The 17,500-nt window shown below is 68.5% G+C and carries 17 protein-coding genes and 3 riboswitches; of the genes, 7 read left to right on the forward strand and 10 right to left on the reverse strand.

The features are described from left to right. Nucleotides 1-72: 72 nt before the first annotated feature. From J9611_RS04240 to J9611_RS04250, 3 genes are all read right to left on the reverse strand, one after another. A complete protein-coding gene (locus tag J9611_RS04240) occupies nt 73-1,068 on the reverse strand; it encodes a GNAT family N-acetyltransferase (RefSeq protein ID WP_211877990.1) in 996 nt (331 codons plus the stop codon). A gap of 2 nt (nt 1,069-1,070) precedes the next feature. Then, nucleotides 1,071-2,456, reverse strand: coding sequence for a glycine--tRNA ligase (locus tag J9611_RS04245; RefSeq protein ID WP_211877991.1), 1,386 nt, complete (start codon nt 2,454-2,456; stop codon nt 1,071-1,073). Between the two features lie 143 nt (nt 2,457-2,599). Then, nucleotides 2,600-3,595: a DMT family transporter gene (locus J9611_RS04250; protein ID WP_211877994.1), complete on the reverse strand. Its 996-nt coding sequence runs from the start codon at nt 3,593-3,595 to the stop codon at nt 2,600-2,602. 32 nt (nt 3,596-3,627) lie between these two features. Between J9611_RS04250 and J9611_RS04255 the strand changes: the two genes are divergently transcribed. Continuing rightward, nucleotides 3,628-3,864, forward strand: a complete 237-nt coding sequence (locus J9611_RS04255; protein WP_211877996.1) for an RNA-binding S4 domain-containing protein — start codon at nt 3,628-3,630, stop codon at nt 3,862-3,864. Nucleotides 3,865-3,906: 42 nt separating this feature from the next. Here J9611_RS04255 and J9611_RS04260 read toward each other — a convergent pair whose 3' ends face one another. Continuing rightward, entirely contained in the window at nt 3,907-4,557 is a 651-nt protein-coding gene (locus J9611_RS04260) for an alpha/beta hydrolase (protein ID WP_211877998.1), read from the reverse strand. Nucleotides 4,558-4,627: 70 nt separating this feature from the next. Here J9611_RS04260 and J9611_RS04265 point away from each other — a divergent pair, with 70 nt between their 5' ends. After that, nucleotides 4,628-5,503, forward strand: coding sequence for an SGNH/GDSL hydrolase family protein (locus J9611_RS04265; protein ID WP_372447759.1), 876 nt, complete (start codon nt 4,628-4,630; stop codon nt 5,501-5,503). Nucleotides 5,504-5,551: 48 nt separating this feature from the next. After that, nucleotides 5,552-6,082 carry a hypothetical protein gene (locus J9611_RS04270; protein ID WP_211878000.1) on the forward strand — a complete coding sequence of 177 codons (531 nt, stop codon included), beginning with the start codon at nt 5,552-5,554 and terminating at the stop codon, nt 6,080-6,082. Nucleotides 6,083-6,140: 58 nt separating this feature from the next. Here J9611_RS04270 and metX read toward each other — a convergent pair whose 3' ends face one another. Further along, nucleotides 6,141-7,256 (reverse strand): homoserine O-acetyltransferase MetX, encoded by a 1,116-nt coding sequence (gene metX, locus J9611_RS04275; protein ID WP_307857015.1) that lies wholly within the window; start codon nt 7,254-7,256, stop codon nt 6,141-6,143. A gap of 173 nt (nt 7,257-7,429) precedes the next feature. Continuing rightward, nucleotides 7,430-7,545, reverse strand: a riboswitch (SAM riboswitch). 133 nt (nt 7,546-7,678) lie between these two features. After that, nucleotides 7,679-8,995: a bifunctional o-acetylhomoserine/o-acetylserine sulfhydrylase gene (locus tag J9611_RS04280; protein ID WP_211878002.1), complete on the reverse strand. Its 1,317-nt coding sequence runs from the start codon at nt 8,993-8,995 to the stop codon at nt 7,679-7,681. A 62-nt stretch (nt 8,996-9,057) separates the two neighbouring features. Next, nucleotides 9,058-9,173, reverse strand: a riboswitch (SAM riboswitch). A gap of 153 nt (nt 9,174-9,326) precedes the next feature. Here J9611_RS04280 and J9611_RS04285 point away from each other — a divergent pair. Then, nucleotides 9,327-9,965: a VOC family protein gene (locus J9611_RS04285; protein ID WP_211878004.1), complete on the forward strand. Its 639-nt coding sequence runs from the start codon at nt 9,327-9,329 to the stop codon at nt 9,963-9,965. A gap of 114 nt (nt 9,966-10,079) precedes the next feature. Here J9611_RS04285 and J9611_RS04290 read toward each other — a convergent pair whose 3' ends face one another. Then, nucleotides 10,080-10,859, reverse strand: a complete 780-nt coding sequence (locus tag J9611_RS04290; RefSeq protein ID WP_211878006.1) for a CPBP family intramembrane glutamic endopeptidase — start codon at nt 10,857-10,859, stop codon at nt 10,080-10,082. An 88-nt stretch (nt 10,860-10,947) separates the two neighbouring features. Between J9611_RS04290 and J9611_RS04295 the strand changes: the two genes are divergently transcribed. Then, entirely contained in the window at nt 10,948-11,628 is a 681-nt protein-coding gene (locus tag J9611_RS04295) for a histidine phosphatase family protein (protein WP_246527353.1), read from the forward strand. An 88-nt stretch (nt 11,629-11,716) separates the two neighbouring features. Further along, nucleotides 11,717-13,117 carry a dihydrolipoyl dehydrogenase family protein gene (locus J9611_RS04300; RefSeq protein WP_211878008.1) on the forward strand — a complete coding sequence of 467 codons (1,401 nt, stop codon included), beginning with the start codon at nt 11,717-11,719 and terminating at the stop codon, nt 13,115-13,117. A 70-nt stretch (nt 13,118-13,187) separates the two neighbouring features. On the opposite strand, the gene J9611_RS04305 is transcribed toward J9611_RS04300, so the two are convergent. Together J9611_RS04305 and J9611_RS04310 are read right to left on the reverse strand one after the other, a co-directional pair. Next, nucleotides 13,188-13,502, reverse strand: a complete 315-nt coding sequence (locus J9611_RS04305; RefSeq protein ID WP_211878011.1) for a DMT family transporter — start codon at nt 13,500-13,502, stop codon at nt 13,188-13,190. Between the two features lie 9 nt (nt 13,503-13,511). Beyond that, nucleotides 13,512-13,578: riboswitch (guanidine-III (ykkC-III) riboswitch) on the reverse strand. Between the two features lie 98 nt (nt 13,579-13,676). Further along, complete coding sequence (locus J9611_RS04310) at nt 13,677-14,882, reverse strand: hypothetical protein (RefSeq protein WP_211878013.1); 1,206 nt, start codon at nt 14,880-14,882, stop codon at nt 13,677-13,679. A gap of 372 nt (nt 14,883-15,254) precedes the next feature. On the opposite strand from J9611_RS04310, the gene J9611_RS04315 reads away from it, so the two are divergent. Continuing rightward, nucleotides 15,255-16,415 carry a calcium:cation antiporter gene (locus tag J9611_RS04315; RefSeq protein ID WP_211878015.1) on the forward strand — a complete coding sequence of 387 codons (1,161 nt, stop codon included), beginning with the start codon at nt 15,255-15,257 and terminating at the stop codon, nt 16,413-16,415. Nucleotides 16,416-16,434: 19 nt separating this feature from the next. Here J9611_RS04315 and J9611_RS04320 read toward each other — a convergent pair whose 3' ends face one another. Beyond that, nucleotides 16,435-17,454 (reverse strand): LLM class flavin-dependent oxidoreductase, encoded by a 1,020-nt coding sequence (locus J9611_RS04320; RefSeq protein ID WP_211878017.1) that lies wholly within the window; start codon nt 17,452-17,454, stop codon nt 16,435-16,437. Nucleotides 17,455-17,500 lie beyond the last annotated feature (46 nt).

Below are 17,500 nucleotides of genomic sequence, written 5' to 3' on the forward strand. Positions count from 1 at the left end.
GCCGAACTGACCCGCAGCAGTTGTCGTTTTCAGGCGTGGGAACGACAACTACTGCGAGTCAGTTGGGGAAGCTCAGTCGGAGACGACCAGGGTTTCGGCGCCCTGGACATGCGCCCTGCCGCTTTCCAGCAGCGGCTCGACGACGGCACGGAGCGCGGTCATGGAGTCGTCCACTTCCAGCAGGACCGGGTACTGGTACGCGATCAGCGCCAGCAGGTCCCGGACTGCGGCCTGGGCCTGCTCCGGGCTAAGCTGCGGGTCGTGGCCCAGGAACACGTCCGTCGGCTGGCCGGACGTGGCCTGCGCCGCGTCCTCCCCCTCGGCCGGGGCAAGCTCCGCGTAGCTGATGGCGAAGGCCTCGAGCCGGCCCTTCCTGCTCGCCGGGACGCCCTGGCCGAAGGCGCTGGCCTTGGGCGCCCGGAGCACGATCGCGCCGTGGGCCCCGCTCAGCTCGTCCAGGAACAGCCGCTGCACGGTGCCGATGCCCAGTTCCCCGGGGCTGTCCCACCCGTGCACTGCCGTGTAGTAGCGGCCCACGACGTCGCTGAGTTCCACCGAACCGGTGGCCAGATCCTCCACCTGGTCGGAGGCCGCGGACTCGGACCCGTCGCCGAAGACCGGCAGCTTGAGCACCCCCGGCTCCACGACGACGAGGCGGGAGCGCTGGATCGGGGCCAGGCCCGCCGCCTCGGCGAACGCCGCCCCCGGGGTGCCCGGCTCCACCTTGCAGCGGAGTTTGGAGATGCCCGACGGCGCCCGCTGCGCCTCGTGCCGGAGCATGGTCAGCAGCGTGGAGCCGACGCCGGCGCGGCGGTGCTGCCGGTCGACCTCGATGTAGGCCCAGAGCCGTTCCGGGTGCAGGGAGGCCTCGTGGACGACCCCGGCGGCGACCGGGATGGCCACGCCGTCGACGACGTCCTCGGCTACGATGCAGCGCCGCCACGGGGCGTTCCCCGAGGGCGCCAGCGTGCCGCGGAATTGTCCGGCCTGGACCGTTTCCGGTCCGCCCCAGATTTCCAGCAGCGCGAGGTCGTCGCCCTCGCGCCATTCACGGTATGCGATCGCCATGGTCAGGCGCCGATCAGGCGTGCGGCCAGGTAGCCCTCCACCTTGTCCAGGGAGACCCGGTCCTGGCTCATGGTGTCGCGTTCGCGGATCGTCACGGCCTGGTCGTCGAGGGTTTCGAAGTCCACGGTGATGCAGAACGGGGTGCCGATCTCGTCCTGGCGGCGGTAGCGGCGGCCGATGGCGCCGGCGTCGTCGAACTCGATGTTCCAGTTCCTGCGCAACTGGGCGGCGAGGTCCTTGGCCTTCGGGGACAGGTCCTCGTTGCGGCTCAGCGGCAGCACGGCGGCCTTGACCGGGGCCAGGCGCGGGTCGAGCCTGAGCACGGTGCGGACGTCGACGCCGCCCTTGGCGTTGGGTGCCTCGTCCTCGGTGTAGGCGTCGACCAGGAACGCCATGAAGGAGCGGGTGAGGCCGGCAGCGGGTTCGATCACGTACGGGGTGTAGCGCTCGTTGGTGGCCTGGTTGAAGTAGCTCAGGTCCGTGCCGGAGGCTTTGGAGTGCGTGGAGAGGTCGAAGTCGGTGCGGTTGGCGATTCCCTCCAGCTCGCCCCACTCCGAGCCCTGGAAACCGAAGCGGTATTCGATGTCCGTGGTGCCCTTGGAGTAGTGGCTGAGCTTGTCCAGCGGGTGCTCGAAGAAGCGCAGGTTTTCCTCCCGGATGCCCAGGCCGGTGTACCAGGACATGCGCTCCTTCATCCAGTACTGGTGCCAGTGCTCGTCCGTACCGGGCTCGACGAAGAATTCCATTTCCATCTGCTCGAACTCGCGCGTGCGGAAGATGAAGTTGCCCGGCGTGATCTCGTTGCGGAAGGACTTGCCGATCTGGCCGATGCCGAACGGCGGCTTCCGGCGGGAGGCGGTGAGGACATTGTTGAAGTTGACGAAGATGCCCTGGGCGGTCTCGGGGCGCAGGTAGTGCAGGCCCTCTTCGCTGGCCACCGGCCCGAGGTAGGTCTTGAGCAGGCCGGAGAACTCCTGGGGTTCGGTCCATTCGCCGCGGGTGCCGCAGTTGGCGCAGGCGATGTCCTTCAGGCCGTTCTCGGCGGGGCGGCCCTTCTTCTCCTCGTATTCCTCCTCGAGGTGGTCCGCACGGTAACGCTTGTGGCAGGAGAGGCACTCCACCAGGGGGTCGGAGAAGACGTCGACGTGGCCGGAGGCCTCCCAGACCTGGCGGGGCAGGATGACCGAGGAGTCCAGGCCGACGACGTCCTCGCGGCCGCGGACCACCGACTGCCACCACTGGCGCTTGATGTTTTCCTTGAGCTCCGCTCCCAGGGGCCCGTAATCCCAGGCAGAACGTGAGCCACCATAGATTTCACCGGCCTGGAAAACGAAACCCCGGCGCTTGGCGAGGGAAATGATCTGGTCGAGGACGGATTTTGCTGCCATGGGAACTCCAATTTCTACAGGGCCGCTGGGTGCGGTCCGCGGTCTGCGCCCCGGATCCCCGGCTGGTGCCGGACGGAGCAGTGCGAACGGTGCGGTGCGAACGGTGCGGTGCAGGAAGCTGCGCCTCCTAGCCTACCGGCCTGCTACCGCTTCAGGGCCCCCTTGGGCCAGGGCAGGGTGGCGAGGACTATGGCGGCGAGCGTCAGGATGGTGCCGAGGACCGTGGGCGGCGCCACCACGGTCCCGGGCACGGGCAGGACGACGTCGAGCGCCAGGGACCCCAGCAGCTGGCCGGCGATCATCCCCAGGCCCGTGACCAGCACCCCGAGGCTGCGGACCAGCAGGGCGCCGACGCCGATGAAAATCGCGCCCATCGGGCCGCCGAGGTAGTACCACCACTGGCCCGGGAGGCCGTTGCCCGCACCGGCGACGCCGAGCTTGATCAGCCAGGCGATCCACAGCAGGGCCGTGCCGGTGACGAAGTTCACCAGCGTGGCGGCGATGGGCGTGCCGTAGTGGACCGTGGCGGTGCCGTTCATGGCCTGCTGGAAGCTCATCAGGAAGCCGGCCAGCACGGGCAGGAGGATGGTGGCCAGCAGCGCTCCGGTACCGGATCCGCCGTCGTGCCCGCCGCCGGCCGCCGCCGGTCCGGCGAGGCGCGGGGACACGGCCCAGGCGACGGCGGCGATGGTCAGGAGGCACCCGATGACCCGGATGCCGGTGACGCGCTTCTTGCCGGCGGGCCCGATCCCGATCCGGTCCACCAGCAGGCCGCTGACGGTCTGGCCGGTCACCGTGGCGACGGTGAACAGGGCGACGCCCAGCAGCCCCACCGTGAAGGACTGCGCAAAGACGAAGAAAGCCCCGATGCAGCCGGCCAGCACATAGTAGGGCGGAAACCGGCGTTCCCGGACGGCCGGCAGGATCCGGGCCAGCCCCGCCCGGCCCTTCGGCAGGAGCAGGGAAATGACGATCATCAGGACCAGCCCGGTGGTGAAGCTGACCACTGCGGCTCCGATGCCGTCCGCCAACGCCGCCCCGAGCGCTCCGTTGATGCGCCCCTGGACGGGGATGAACAGCCCGGCTGCCACGGCCAGGAGCAGGCCCGCGAGCAGCGGGAGGCGTGCAGGATGGGTCATTCGTGACACCTTACGTCAGGCATTATTGCTCTATGAGCAACCCGGAAATTGAAGAGGTCCCCATCCGCGACGACATGATCCGCCTGGGCCAGCTGCTGAAGCTTGCCGGCCTCGTGGAGGACGGTGTGGAGGCGGCGGAGCTGATCAGGAACGGCCTCGTGAAGGTCAACGGCGAGATCGATGACCGCCGCGGCCGCCAGCTCCACGACGGCGACACCGTCACTGTCAGCGGCCGGACCGTGCGGATCAGCACGCCAGCCGGTTCCTAGCACTCCGGCGGGCGGAGCCGCGGTGGGGGCGCGGGCGGAGGCCTACTTGTTGAGGACCTCGTGGGTGAGGAACTCGGACACATGGCCCATTTCCTGCTGGTTGATGCCGTGCCACATTCCGGAATACAGCACCTTGGTGAGCTTCACATGCTTGCGGACCCAGCCCATCGTGTACTCGATCTTGTCCGGCGTGATCACCGGGTCCTGCTGGTCCCGGCCCCAGAACAGCGGCACCGTCCCCTCCAGTTCGTGGTCGCGGAAGCTCGGGTCGTCCCCGGCGTCGACGGCAAACCCTGACAGCCCGACGACGGCGGTGAAGTCCGCCGGGCGCTGCCGCAGCAGCGTCGTGGCCATGGCCATGCCCATGGAGAAGCCGAGCAGCGTCACCGAGGGGTGGTTGGCCTTGACGGAGTCGATCCAGGCCTGGGCGTACCCGGCGGCTGCCTTGACGGCGTCGAGCGAGTAGTCAACGGTGCCGGTCAGCGGGAACCAGGTGAAGCCCGCCCCGGAGACCAGGGGCGCACGGACGGAAGCCACCGCGAACTCCCCGGGCAGCATGTCCGCCAGGCTGAGCAGGTCCTGCTCGTTGGCGCCGTAGCCGTGCAGCAGGACCAGGAGCGGTTTGCCGGCCCTGGCTTCCTCGGACTTGGACCACAGGACAACGGGGGCGGGGAAGGCATCGGCAAGAGTCATGGAACCATTCTTACAGTTACCCATCGGTAACAAGTTGCGGTGGCGTAGCTTTGCCTGAAGAGTGCAGGATATGAAGGTGAGCGAGACCGAAGCCATGGAGAATTCCCCCGGGAGCGTCGTAACCCACCCGTGGACCCGCTATGTGGCCCTCGGGGATTCCTTCACGGAAGGCATCGGGGACCCGGAGCCGGCCAGCCCGGGCGGGCACCGGGGCTGGGCGGACCGGATGGCTGAGGAACTCAGCCGCGGCCACAATGACTTCGCCTATGCCAACCTGGCGGTCCGGGGCCGGCTCCTGCAGCAGGTCGTTGACCAGCAGCTGGCCCATTGCCTGTCCCTCAAACCGGATCTGATCACCCTCTCGGCCGGCGGGAATGACCTGATCCGTCCCGGTGGCGACCCGGATGCGCTGGCGGAGAAGCTGGACTCGGTGGTGCAGATCCTGGGCCTGGGCGGTGCCACGGTGGTCCTCTTCAACGGCCCCGACACCGGTTCCACGGTGCTGGGCCGGATCCGCAGCAAGGTGGCCATCTACAACGAGAACCTCCGCACCATCGCCGCCCGCCATGACGCCGTCATTGCGGACATGTGGTCCCTGCGGCAACTGAACGACCCGCAGATGTGGGATGCGGACCGCCTGCACTTTTCTCCGCTGGGCCACCACACGATCGCGGCCATGGTGCTGGATTCGCTCAACGTCCAGCACACCCTGGAGCCGCTCTCGCCCAAGCCCCTGCCGCAGCGCAGCTGGCGCGAAGCCCGGTCCGAGGACCTCGTCTGGGCGAAGGACTACTTCGTCCCCTGGGTGGTCCGCCGGCTGCGGCACCGCTCCACCGGGGACGGCGTCACGGCCAAGCGCCCCCTGCCGGGTCCGGTGTTCGGCCCAGGCGTCCCCCTGGGCTCGGGCGAGGGACCCCCGGGCGCCGAGGTGCCCGTGCGGTCCTGAGCGGGTCCGGGCATAAGCTGGAGGGAAACACTTGAGAGGCGCGGCACCGTGAACAGTCTGTTCTTTTGGATCATCGTCCTGTCCTTCGTGGTACCCACGGCGCTGCGCCTCTACCGGAAATCGGTCCGCCGCCGCAACCAGGACCGGGGCATGCCCGGCGGGTTTCCGAACGAGCTGGGCGGCGGGTATCCGGGGCAGTTTCCCGGCGGGTATCCGGGGCAGTTTCCCGGCCAGGACAAGCAGCCGCGGGACGGCTACACCCAGCAGGACTACTTCAGCGGCGGCTTCCGGCAGGCCGGCGGCCCCGGCCGGCCCGTGACCCCGGACCAGCAGGGCTACGGCGCCCCGGTCCCCTATGAGGACAGCCCCGGGTACCTGAACAGTCCTCCCGTGTCAGGGCAGCGCCCGGCCGGACAGCCGTCAGCGGGACAGCCGTCAGCGCCCGCGGTTCCTCCGCCGCCGTCGGGCCCGCAGGGGTACCGGGCGCGCAAGCTCGCCGAACTGGACCAGCGGTACAGCAACGGCGAGCTCGCCATGGAGGATTACATGGCCCAGCGCGCGGAGATCATGAAGGGCTGACCCGCCAGCGCAGTTCCGGCGTCCGGGCCGGAGGCGGCGTCCAGGAGGACGCCCCATGTCAGCCGAAGAAGTTCTGCCGGAACTGTTCGCTGAGCTGGCCGATTTCGGTCAGGAAGCCGTCGTGGCCGATCGGCGCCTCGATCACGTGCAGCGGGACCTCGCCAGGCAGCGCATCGGCGAGTTCGCGGGACTGGGCGGGGAAGTACAGCCGGTCCGAGTCCACCGCGGCAACCAGGAAGTCGGCCGTGGCCGGCGCCAGGGATGCCGCGAGGGTGCCGCGTCCGCGGCAGACGTCGTGGCTCATGAGGGCCTCGGTGATGGCGATGTAGCTGTTGGCGTCGAAGCGCCGGACGAGTTTGTTGCCCTGGTGGTCGAGGTAGCTTTCCACCTGGTAGCGTCCGCGCCCGGCCAGCGACCCGGCTTCCAGCGGCGCCTCGGCGGCCTGGGCATTACGGCCGAACCGGCCGTCCAGCTCGGCCGCGGAACGGTAGGTGATGTGCGCGATGCGGCGCGCCAGGGCCAGGCCTGACTCCGGTTCCGGGCCGCCGTAGTAATCGCCGCCGTTGAAGTGGGGGTCCTGGCGGATGGCCAGGGTCTGGGCCTGGGCGAAGGCAATCTGTTCGGCCGTGCTGCTCGCACCGACTGAAATCACGGCGCAGCGCCGGACCCGGCCCGGGTAGCTGACAGCCCACTCCAGGGCCCGTGCGCCGCCGAGGGAACCGCCCACCACGGCGTACCAGCTGCGGATGCCCAGGGCGTCGGCAAGCCTGGCCTCGGCCGCGGTGGTGTCCCGCAGGGTGACCAGCGGGAACCGCGAGCCCCAGGGCCGGCCGTCCGGCGCCGGCGTCGAGGGCCCGGTGGAGCCGTAGCAGCCGCCCAGCATGTTGACGGAAACCACGAAGTACTTGTCCGTGTCCACGGGGGCGCCTGGTCCCGCGAGCTGCTCCCACCAGCCCGGTTCCTCGCTGGCTCCCCTGGTCACGTGGGTGTCCCCGGTCAGCGCGTGTTCGATCAGCACCGCGTTGGAGCCGTCCGCGTTGAGCGTCCCCCATGTCTCGTAGCCGAGGACGACATCCGGCAGCCGGGCTCCGGATTCAAGCTCGAGGTCACCGATCGGCAGGAACCGGACGGTCCCGTCGGGCACGGTCCCCGATTCCACGGCCTCCGATTCCACCGTCCGGGGATCCAATGTCCGGGGATCCGCCGCCGCGGCTTCACTTGTCGGGGGGCTGGGCATTTCAGGCGGCACGGGGGAAGTTCTCCCGGCTGTTCTTTCGGCTGCATGCTGGGATGGCCCGGTTCCGGAGGCCCCGCTGCGGGTGATGGCAATTGTCATGTGAGGACCTAACTTCGCGCTTGCCCGCCGGCAGCTGACCGGCAGGCCAGGTCTTCACCCGGGGCACCCCGCCGCAAAAGGAGGGTTGCCGGCCAGCAAGCCGGGGCTGTCGCTGGCACTCATGACCTTCAACGAGTTTACGAAAGAAGGCGCCTGAATGACGAAGATTGTGACGCCCATGTGACTCCCGGCGTCCGATGGGGGCGCCGGCGCCCCGCCGGCGCCCCCGGGAAGGCAGGGACGCCGGTAACCAACGGACCTCAGCCGCTCTTGGCCGCCCGGAATCCGGCGTCGAGGTCCTCAAGGATGTCGTCGATGTGTTCCAGTCCCACCGAGAGCCGCACGAGCCCCGGCGTCACGCCCGCCACTGCCTGCTGTTCCGGCGACAGCTGGCTGTGGGTGGTCGACGCCGGATGGATGACCAGGGAGCGCACGTCGCCGATGTTGGCCACGTGCGAGTGCAGCTCGAGCGCGTCGACGAAGCGCTTGCCCGTCTCCGCTCCGCCGGCGAGGTTGAACGACACGACGGCGCCGGTGCCCTTGGGCCCGTACTTGCGGCCGCGCTCGTACCAGGGGCTGGACGGCAGCCCCGCATAGGCGACGGATTCGACGTCGTCCCTTGCCTCCAGCCACTCGGCCACCCTGGTGGCGTTGGCGACGTGGCGCTCCACGCGCAGGCTCAGGGTCTCGATGCCCTGGGCGATGAGGAAGGCGTTGAACGGGGAGACGGCAGAGCCGAGGTCGCGCAGGAGCTGGACGCGGGCCTTGAGGATGTAGGAGAGGTTCGCGCCCAGGGCGCCGTCCGCCCCGAGGTCCCGGGCGTAGACCAGGCCGTTGTAGGTGGGGTCCGGGGTGTTGAAACCGGGGAACTGTTCCGGGTCCTTGCCGAAGTCGAAGTTGCCGGAGTCCACGATCACGCCGGCGATCGCGGCGCCGTGGCCGCCGAGGTACTTGGTGGCGGAGTGGACCACGATGTCCGCGCCCCACTCGATCGGGCGGATCAGGTACGGGGTGGACAGCGTGTTGTCCACGATCAGCGGCACGCCGGCCTCGTGCGCCACCTTCGAGACGCCTTCGATATCCAGCACGTCCTGGCGCGGGTTGGACACCACCTCGCCGAAGAACAGCTTGGTGTTGGGCTTCACGGCGTCGCGCCACTGCTCCAGGTTGTCCGGGTCCGCCACGAAGGTGACCGAGATGCCGAACTTCTTCAGCGTGTGGGCCAGCAGGTTGTAGGTTCCGCCGTAGAGGCTGGGGCTGGCCACGATGTGGTCGCCGGCTTCGGCAACGTTGAGGATCGCGAAGGTCTCCGCGGCCTGGCCGGAACTGAGCAGCAGGGCGGCGAGGCCGCCTTCGAGGCTGGCCACGCGCTGCTCCACCGCGTCCTGGGTCGGGTTCCCGATCCGGGTGTAGATGGGGGCGAGCTCGGCCAGCGCGAAGCGGTTGGCGGCGCTCTCGGCGCTGGGGAAGACGAACGACGTCGTCTGGTAGATGGGCAGTGACCGCGCGCCGGTGGCGCTGTCCGGCTCCTGGCCGGCGTGGATCTGGCGGGTTTCGAAGGACCAGGCGTTGGACATCGGAACAGCTCCTCAGGGGACCGGGCACAGGCCGCCCTGGGCTCATCGCCGGGACGGCAGAGGCGCCGCGCTTGCCCTCCGGCGGGCGCCGGACGGCCAGGTCTTCACCCGGGGCACCCCACCGCGATACGAGGGTTGCCGGCCAGCAAGCCGGGGCTGTGCGCTGGCACTCATGACCTGGCTTCAGTCTAGGAACGCCGCAGCCGCCCTGGATAGCTTTATGACGAAGATGAAGGCGCTGCGGTTCCCCCAGGAAATCCCAGCAGGACATCCCACCACGGTTAGGGCCCCCTAAGCTGAGAGCCCCATCACAAAGTGCCAAGATGATGGCATGCGCATGGATCATGTCTCTTACGCCTGTGAACACGATGGCTTGGCAGCCACCACCGAACGAATTGCGTCCGCCCTCGGCGTCGAAGCCGTGAAGGGCGGAGTACATCCCCGATTCGGGACCCGCAACATGATTATCCCGCTCGCGGGACACAAGTATCTGGAGGTCGTGGAGGCCCTGAACCATCCGGCTTCCGACAAGGCCCCCTTTGGCCAGGCAGTCCGCGCCCGCTCGGAAGCGGGCGGCGGCTGGATGGGCTGGTGTGTCGAGGTCGACGACCTGGCACCCTTCGAGGAACGCCTTGGCCGCGCCGCGGTCAACGGCAACCGGAAGTTCCCGGACGGCCGTGAGCTGGTCTGGAAGCAGATCGGCATCCTGGGCCTCATCGCGGATCCGCAGGTCCCCTACATGCTCAAGTGGGAAGGCGATCCGGAACTTCACCCGTCCAACGCCTACCCGAGCAACGTCAAGATGTCCGCCCTCACGATCGCCGGCTCAGCAGAGCGCGTCACCGAGTGGCTGGGTGTGCCGGTGGAGAAGCCGCTGGAAGACGTTGCCGTGAACTGGCTGGCCCCCCGCGGCACGCCGGGCATCCTGTCCGTCACCTTCGAAACGGCAACCGGAGCCGTCACCATCTGACGCTCCCGCCGCCCAACCCTTCGGCCGCCATCAGCGGGTGCCACTGACGCCACCCACTGATGGCGGCCGAATTCTTTTAATGCCTCCTTCGCGGCCCGCCCCTCAGCCCCCTCCTCAGCCCAAGCCGATCGCCTTCCCGAAGAGGCTGAATCCGACGAAGGCCACGGTGTCCAGGATGGCGTGCGCGATGACCAGCGGCATCACCCGCCGGGTCCGCGTGTAGACCAGGGCAAAGACCACTCCCATCACCGCGTTGCCGATGAAGGGCCCGAAGCCCTGGTACAGGTGGTAGCTGCCGCGCAGCATGGAACTGACGAAGATCGCCGCGGGCATGCTCCAGCCGAATTTGCGGAGCCGGTCCAGCAGGTAGCCCACGACGATCACCTCCTCCACGATCCCGTGCCGGACCGCGGACAGCACCAGCACCGGGACAGTCCACCAATAGGAGTCCAGCGCGCTGGGGATGATCGCCGTCGTGATGCCGAGGGCGCGGCCGGCGGCGTACAGGCCCAGGGACGGAATCCCGATCAGGGCGGCCAGCCCCAGCCCCTGCAGCGCGTCCTTGCCGGGCCTGGCGAAATCCAGGCCCAGCTTCCGGAACGCCGTGGCGCCGTGACGGCTGCTTCCGGGCAGGCCGGCCCGGTGTTCGCTGAGGAAATAGATCACCAGGACCACCGGGACCAGGGCGAAGACGATGTCCAGCAGCTGGTACGTGAGGTCGAAGTACTCACGGCTGCTCTGCGAGCGGTTCAGCGTGGACGTCCCCTGCGCCAGCGGCGCCTTGGTCAGCTTGTCCAGCAACTGGACCACCGAGTACACCGCCGACTGCCCCAGCGACAGCCCCAGCACAATCCATACTTCTAGCCGCAGCCGACGGCGGGAGGGAACCAACATGTTCCCATCTTGCCCGCACTTGCCGGTAGTTGCCTGATCCCCGGCTCTTCCGGGGCTGGCGCCCCGGCCGGCCCTATGCTTGGAGCTTATGAGTGCGCCCGGGAAAATCATCATGATCCGGCATGGCCAGTCCGCCGCCAACGCCGACACCTCGATCTACAACCGGGTGCCGGATTACCGGATCCCCCTGACTCCGCTCGGCGTCGAACAGGCCACGGCGGCCGGCGAGCAGGTCCGCCTGCAACTGGACGGGCGCCAGGTGTGCGTCTATGTCTCCCCGTACCTCCGGGCCTACCAGACCCTCGAGGCCCTCAACCTGGGGCCCCTGATCGAGCGCGTCATCGAAGAGCCCCGACTGCGGGAACAGGACTGGGCCAACTTCCAGATCGCCGACGACATCGAGGACCAGAAGGAGCTCCGCAACGCCTACGGCCACTTCTTCTACCGCTTCCGCGAAGGCGAGTCCGGCTCCGATGTCTACGACAGGATTTCCTCGTTCATGGAGACCCTGCACCGGCACTGGTCCAAACCCGGCTATGCCCCGAACGCGCTGTTCGTGACGCACGGACTGACCATGCGGCTGTTCTGCATGCGCTGGTTCCACTGGTCCGTGGAGTATTTCGAGTCCCTGAACAACCCCGACAATGCCGAGGTCCGGACCCTGCTGCGCACCGCCCGCGGCAAGTACGAGCTCGACAAGCCGTTCAGCCAGTGGGAGGACCGCCGCGTGGACGAGACCGTCCTGGACGCCCCGCCGATGTTTTTCTAAGGGTTCGCGGCAAGGACCGGGCGCGCGCCCCCGGCGGGTACGCTGGGTCCGACGGCTACATTGGAGGCCTTGGCCCAAGGAGGAACGCATGGAGATTGAGGACGTTGACCTGCTCGTCGTCGGCGGAGGGAAGGCCGGAAAGACCGTCGCGATGGACCTGGCCAGGGCCGGCAGGACCGTAGCCATGATCGAACGCTCGATGATCGGGGGCACCTGCATCAACGTGGCGTGCATCCCCACCAAGACCCTCATCAACAGCGGCCGGGTCCTGGACACGATCCGCCGGGCCGGAGAATTCGGCATTTCCGGGGCCGAGGACCCGCGGATGGACCTCACACTGCTGCGCCACCGCAAGGAGGACGTCGTCGAGACCATGGTCAGGGGCCAGTTCTCCGCCTTCACCGGCTCCGGCATGGACTTCATCCAGGGTGAGGCGAAGTTCACCGGACCCCGGACGGTCGAGGTGACCGTGAACGACGGCGGCGTGCGCACCCTGCGCGGCACCGACGTCGTACTGAACCTGGGCACCGAACCGCTGCTGCCGCCCATCGACGGCCTGGCGGAGTCCGGCGTGCAGACCAGCAACACCCTGCTGGAGCTGGAATCCCTGCCGGGGAGCATCATCATTCTCGGCGGCGGATACGTCGGCTGCGAATTCGCGGACCTGCTCAACACCATCGGCGTAAAAGTCACCATCGTCCAGGGCGGCGGCCAGCTGCTCGCCCGCGAGGACAAGGACATCGCGGCCGCCATCGAGCAGAACTTCACGGACGCCGGCATCACCCTGCGGCTGGGGGCCAGGGCACAATCGATCGCCCGCGCCGCCGACGGAACCGTCACGCTCACGCTCTCCTCCGGTGACACCGTGACCGCCGATGACATTCTGGTGGCGGTGGGCCGTAAGCCCATGACCGAGGGCATAAACCTCGAAGCTGCCGGCGTGGAACGTGACGACCGGGGCTTCATCAGGGTCGACGAATACCTTCACACCACCGCCGACGGCGTGTGGGCCGCCGGGGACGCCGCCGGCACCGCCCAGTTCACCCATGCCTCCTACGACGACTACCGCGTGCTGCAGACCAACCTGGCGGCGAAGAACGGCACCGGGCAGCCGCGCAGCACCGTCGGCCGGCTGATTCCGTACAGTGTTTTCACCACCCCGGAACTCGGCCGCGTGGGCCTGGGCGAGCGGCAGGCCCGGGACGCCGGCCACAACGTCCGCATCGCGAAAATGCCGGTCACGGCCATCCCCCGGGCCCGGACCGTGGGCCATCTGGAAGGGGCCTGGAAGGCGGTCATCGACCGGGACACCAACAAGATCCTCGGCGCGGCCCTGCTGGGCACCGAAGCCAGCGAAACCATTGCCGTGGTGCAGATGGCGATGCTGGCCGGGCTGGAATACACCGCCGTGCGCGACGCCATCATCACCCACCCGACCATGGCCGAGGGCCTGACCCTGCTGTTCACGCCCGCCTACCTCGAAGACTGAGGGAGCGGCCGCCGCCGGGATGCCCCCGCACCAGGCCCGCGGCTTCCGGGACATTCACGGCCCTTCAGCCCTAATGAATGGCCTTGAGCCCCACGACGCCGCCGACGATCATTGCCAGAAACAGGACCTTCAGCGCCGAGACGGGCTCCGCACCGGTAACCATCGCATACACGACGGTGAGCACAGCGCCGATTCCCACCCATACGGCGTACGACGTCCCCAGGGGAAGCTCCCGCATGGCATACGCCAACCCCAGCATGCTTGCCGTCAGGGCCACGATGAACACCGCAGAGGGAACAGGCCGGCTGAATCCCTCGGATTTACCCAGGGCCGTAGCCCACACCGCTTCGAGAACGCCGGAAAACACCAAAACAACCCATGACATTACGTCTCCTACGGGCCGTCTTGTCGCACACCGGGTACGGCACCCATCGTCCGGGAAACCCTGTCCGGGTCCCCCTCCAAGTTCGCACGTCTGCCTGCGGCCTGGCAACTTCGCGTCGCGGCCCGGTGCCCTTCGCGTGAAGGGTGCCGGGCCGCCGTCGTTTAGTTCCGGTGTCTATCCGGCGGCCAGGGGTTGGCCGTTGGGGGCCTCCAGTGTCAGGCCGTCCAGGCTGGGCCCCGCCACGCCGGCGATCCGCACGGCCGTGGCGCCGGCGCCGTTGGCGATGATCTTCCCGCCCACGGCCAGTGATCCGACGGGCCCTTCCAGGTCCACGGTGGCCAGGCTGTCGCCGTCGGTGGAGATGTCCGCCCCGATGTCCACGGAGCCGATCCGCCCGGTGGGCTTCACGCTCAGGGCGATGGCCGCCAGAGGCATCAGGACGCCCTTGACCAGGCTTTCGCCGGTGCCGCCGGAGGTGGACAGGCTGCCCTTGATGGTCAGCCTGGGCAGCTCGCGGCTGACCTGCACCCCCACGGACCCGTCGCCGCGGGTGGTGATCGAGTCGAACACGGCCTCGCTCAGGGAGCCGTCGTAGACGTTGAAGCCGCGGGCGCCCAGGCCGGTGGTTTCGATGGGCGCCTCAACCGTGAGCACGCCGATGTCGCCGAAGTTGACGAAGCCGATGCCGCTGGGGCCGTGCGAGGTGACCTTGGCCTTGGCCGTCCAGTTCTCCACCGCACCCCAGTTATCCAGCACCATGTCGTTCTGGCCGTACGTGGTGGTGGTGCCGAGATTCAGCACGTCCGCGGCATGGGCGCCGCTGATGATGAAGACACCGCCGCTGATCAGGTCCGGGGTGCCCGGGGCGATGCCGCCGTCGGAGTAGACGTCCCCGGTGGAGAGCAGCTCCAGCGTGACGGCGCCGCCGTCGGCCGTGCCCGCCCTGTCCCCGTGCCCGCCGACGAACACGCCGCCGCCGCGCACCGGGGCCCCCGCGCTGCCCGCGGAGATGTTCTCCAGCCGTGCGGTGAGCACGACGGCGGCGTCCGGCTGCCGGTTCCAGAGGGTGAAGGCGCCCTGCAGCGCCTCGACGCCGAACCCGGTGGGCCGGTCCGCCCGGCCGCGCGTGTCCGCCTCGGCCACGTGCACGCCGTCGGCCTCGATCCGGCCGGCACGGACGCTGCCCTCCGCGCTGAGGTAGACCTGCCCGTGGCTGGTGACGTTCGCCAGCCGCAGCGTGCCCAGGTCCTCCACGGTGTGGTCGTTGTAGATGGCGAGCTCGTGCGCCGAGGTGCGCACCGTGATGTTCCCGACCGTGTTGTCGCTGGTCAGCCGCAGGCCCTTGGCCCCGAAGACCAGCTCCCCGCCGCGCAGGGCCACCCGGGCGGCAGGGTCACCGAGGGCATCCCCTTCAACGTTCCGGAGATTTCAATCTCCTTGGCGCCCGAGGCCAGGGCCTCATTGAGCTGCGCAACGTCCGATACCTGGGTCCAGGACACAACACCACCACCGTTCTGCGGATCGGAACCTCAAGGCGGCAGCCTTCATTGGCGCCGCCCCTCGCATGATACTCCGGCGGCTTGGAGGCAAGGGTGTACCCGGAACGACGAATTCTGTGGTTCGATCTTGGAAGGCCGCAAGGGGTGGGCCTGCAGTAGCATGACCGGCAGAGTGTGACACCAGCGCTACGGACGGGACGGCCCGTTCGTTTCGATCGATGTGGGGACGGCCCCGTGAAATGGGGTTCAACCCGTGTTTTCCTCTACTGCGCGATCCATTGTCACGCCCATCGCCATTGTGCGCCTCGTGGTCGGCTGGGGCGCCGTCCTCGGATTGGTGTTTGCCCACCCCCTCCTTGCGCCACCCGTCCCCGCCTGGCTGCTGGTCACCGGCCTGGTGTTCATCGTCGGCGTCGTTCTGGTCTGCGCCTTCGGGGTGGTCCATGAGGCCGAACATCTCGCCCACCGGCTTGGTGATCCCTACGGCTCCCTGGTCCTCACCCTCTCGATCGTGCTGATCGAGGTGGTGCTCATTTCCGCCGTCATGCTGGGGCCCGGGGAGCACACCACCATCGCCCGGGACTCGGTGATGGCCGTATCGATGATTATTCTCAATGCGGTGATCGGGCTCTGTCTTCTCGTCGGGGCGATCAAGCACGGCAATCTGGGCCACAACCGCACCGGCACCTCCGCCTATCTGGCCCTGCTCGTCGTTCTCGCCTCGCTGGCCTTTGCCCTGCCGGCCCTGATCGGGCGTGACGGCTCCTACAGGCCGGGGCAGGCGATCCCCATCATCGTGCTGACCCTCGCCCTGTATGCCTTCTTCCTCTACCGGCAGATGGGCAGGCAAGCCGACGACTTCCGGGAAGTCGATCCACGCTTCGCCGCCGGTCCGGGCGCACGTGGCAGCGTCGCCTCCGAGCAGGGCCGCCGCAGCATCACCCAGGTCATCGCCGAGCATCGTTCCGAGGTATTGCTGCGGATTGCGTTGCTGATCGTGACGGTCTTGCCCATCGTGCTGCTCTCGCACGACATGGCCACGCTCCTGGACGACGGGCTCGGGCGCGTCGGTGCGCCGGTGGCGCTTTCCGGCATTCTGATCGCCATGATTGTTTTCCTGCCCGAGTCGATCACGTCAGTCCGCGCAGCGCTGCAGGGCGAGATCCAGCGTGTCAGCAATCTATGCCATGGCGCCCTGGTCTCCACGGTTGGCCTGACCATTCCCGCCGTCCTCATCACCGGCAGCCTTACCGGTCAGGCCGTCGTGCTAGCGGAGTCCCCGGCCGACCTGCTACTCCTCGGCGTCACGTTGATGCTTTCGGTGACAACGCTTGCTTCCAAGAAGGTGACAGCGATGCACGGCGCCGCCCATCTCGTGGTCTTCGCGGTCTACGGCATCGCCGTATTCTCCTGAGCCGCGGCCCGTCAAGGCGTCAATCCCATCCCAGGGCGGGGCGGAGGTCGCGGGAAATCGACTCGAGCAGACGGACGTTGAAGTCCACGCCGAGCTGGTTCGGGACGGTGACGAGCAAGGTGTCCGCCGCGGCCACGGCCGCGTCCCGGGCGAGCTCCTCAACCAGGCGGCCGGGTTCACCGAGGTAGCTGCGCCCGAAACGGGCCAGCCCGCCGTCGAGGTATCCCACCTGGTCCCGGGCATCGGCCTGCGCACGCAGCCCGAAGTACCGCCGCGATTCGTCGTCGATCAGCGGAATGATGCTCCGCGATACGGACACCCGCGGCGTGCGCGGGTGGCCGGCGGCTGCCCAGGCCTCCCGGAAGCCGGCGATCTGCTCCGCCTGCAACTGGTCGAAGGGAACCCCGGTGTCCTCCGTCAGCAGGGTCGAGGACATGAGGTTCATGCCCTGCTGCCCGGCCCAGCGGGCACTGGCACGGTTTCCCGCACCCCAACAGATCCGCTCGGGGAGCGTCGGTGACAGCGGCTGAAGCGGGACCAGCCCGCTATGCCCGCTGACCTGCGGATTGGCCCTGGCAATGCCCGCTCCGGAGATGGCGTCCCGGAAGCGCTGCGTGTGCCGGCGCGCCATGTCGGCGTCGGACTCGCTCCCGGCAGGGAGATGCCCGAAGGCCTCGTAGCCGGCCAGCACTGTTTCGGGCGAACCGCGGCTGACCCCCAGCTGCAGCCGGCCTCCGCTGATGAGGTCGACGGCGGCGGCCTCCTCAGCCATGTAGAGGGGGTTCTCGTATCGCATGTCAATGACCCCGGTGCCAATCTCGATCCGGGAAGTGCGGGCGGCAATCGCGCCGAGCAGGGGGAACGGCGAGGCCTGCTGCTCGGCGAAGTGATGGACGCGGAAGTACGCTCCGTCGATGCCGACTTCCTCCGCGGCCACGGCCAGCTCGATCGCCTGCAGGAGGGAGTCCCGGGCGGAACGAACGTGCGAACCGGGGACGTCACGCCAGTGGCCGAAGGACAGAAATCCGATCCGTTTCATATTAAGACTCCCACCCTTTCACAAGGACTTGCGCTTCCGGAAATGG

Source organism: Pseudarthrobacter albicanus (assembly GCF_018224015.1).
GTDB lineage: Bacteria > Actinomycetota > Actinomycetes > Actinomycetales > Micrococcaceae > Arthrobacter > Arthrobacter albicanus.

Excerpts from the sequence above, each read along its gene's own strand:
- J9611_RS04320 (WP_211878017.1), bottom strand. The coding sequence starts at position 17,454 with ATGAAACGGATCGGATTTCTGTCCTTCGGCCACTGGCGTGACGTCCCC.
- J9611_RS04255 (WP_211877996.1), top strand. The coding sequence starts at position 3,628 with ATGAGCAACCCGGAAATTGAAGAGGTCCCCATCCGCGACGACATGATC.
- J9611_RS04260 (WP_211877998.1), bottom strand. The coding sequence starts at position 4,557 with ATGACTCTTGCCGATGCCTTCCCCGCCCCCGTTGTCCTGTGGTCCAAG.
- J9611_RS04290 (WP_211878006.1), bottom strand. The coding sequence starts at position 10,859 with ATGTTGGTTCCCTCCCGCCGTCGGCTGCGGCTAGAAGTATGGATTGTG.
- J9611_RS04285 (WP_211878004.1), top strand. The coding sequence starts at position 9,327 with ATGCGCATGGATCATGTCTCTTACGCCTGTGAACACGATGGCTTGGCA.
- J9611_RS04305 (WP_211878011.1), bottom strand. The coding sequence starts at position 13,502 with ATGTCATGGGTTGTTTTGGTGTTTTCCGGCGTTCTCGAAGCGGTGTGG.
- J9611_RS04245 (WP_211877991.1), bottom strand. The coding sequence starts at position 2,456 with ATGGCAGCAAAATCCGTCCTCGACCAGATCATTTCCCTCGCCAAGCGC.
- J9611_RS04265 (WP_372447759.1), top strand. The coding sequence starts at position 4,628 with ATGAAGGTGAGCGAGACCGAAGCCATGGAGAATTCCCCCGGGAGCGTC.
- J9611_RS04280 (WP_211878002.1), bottom strand. The coding sequence starts at position 8,995 with ATGTCCAACGCCTGGTCCTTCGAAACCCGCCAGATCCACGCCGGCCAG.
- J9611_RS04240 (WP_211877990.1), bottom strand. The coding sequence starts at position 1,068 with ATGGCGATCGCATACCGTGAATGGCGCGAGGGCGACGACCTCGCGCTG.
- J9611_RS04300 (WP_211878008.1), top strand. The coding sequence starts at position 11,717 with ATGGAGATTGAGGACGTTGACCTGCTCGTCGTCGGCGGAGGGAAGGCC.
- J9611_RS04250 (WP_211877994.1), bottom strand. The coding sequence starts at position 3,595 with ATGACCCATCCTGCACGCCTCCCGCTGCTCGCGGGCCTGCTCCTGGCC.
- J9611_RS04295 (WP_246527353.1), top strand. The coding sequence starts at position 10,948 with ATGAGTGCGCCCGGGAAAATCATCATGATCCGGCATGGCCAGTCCGCC.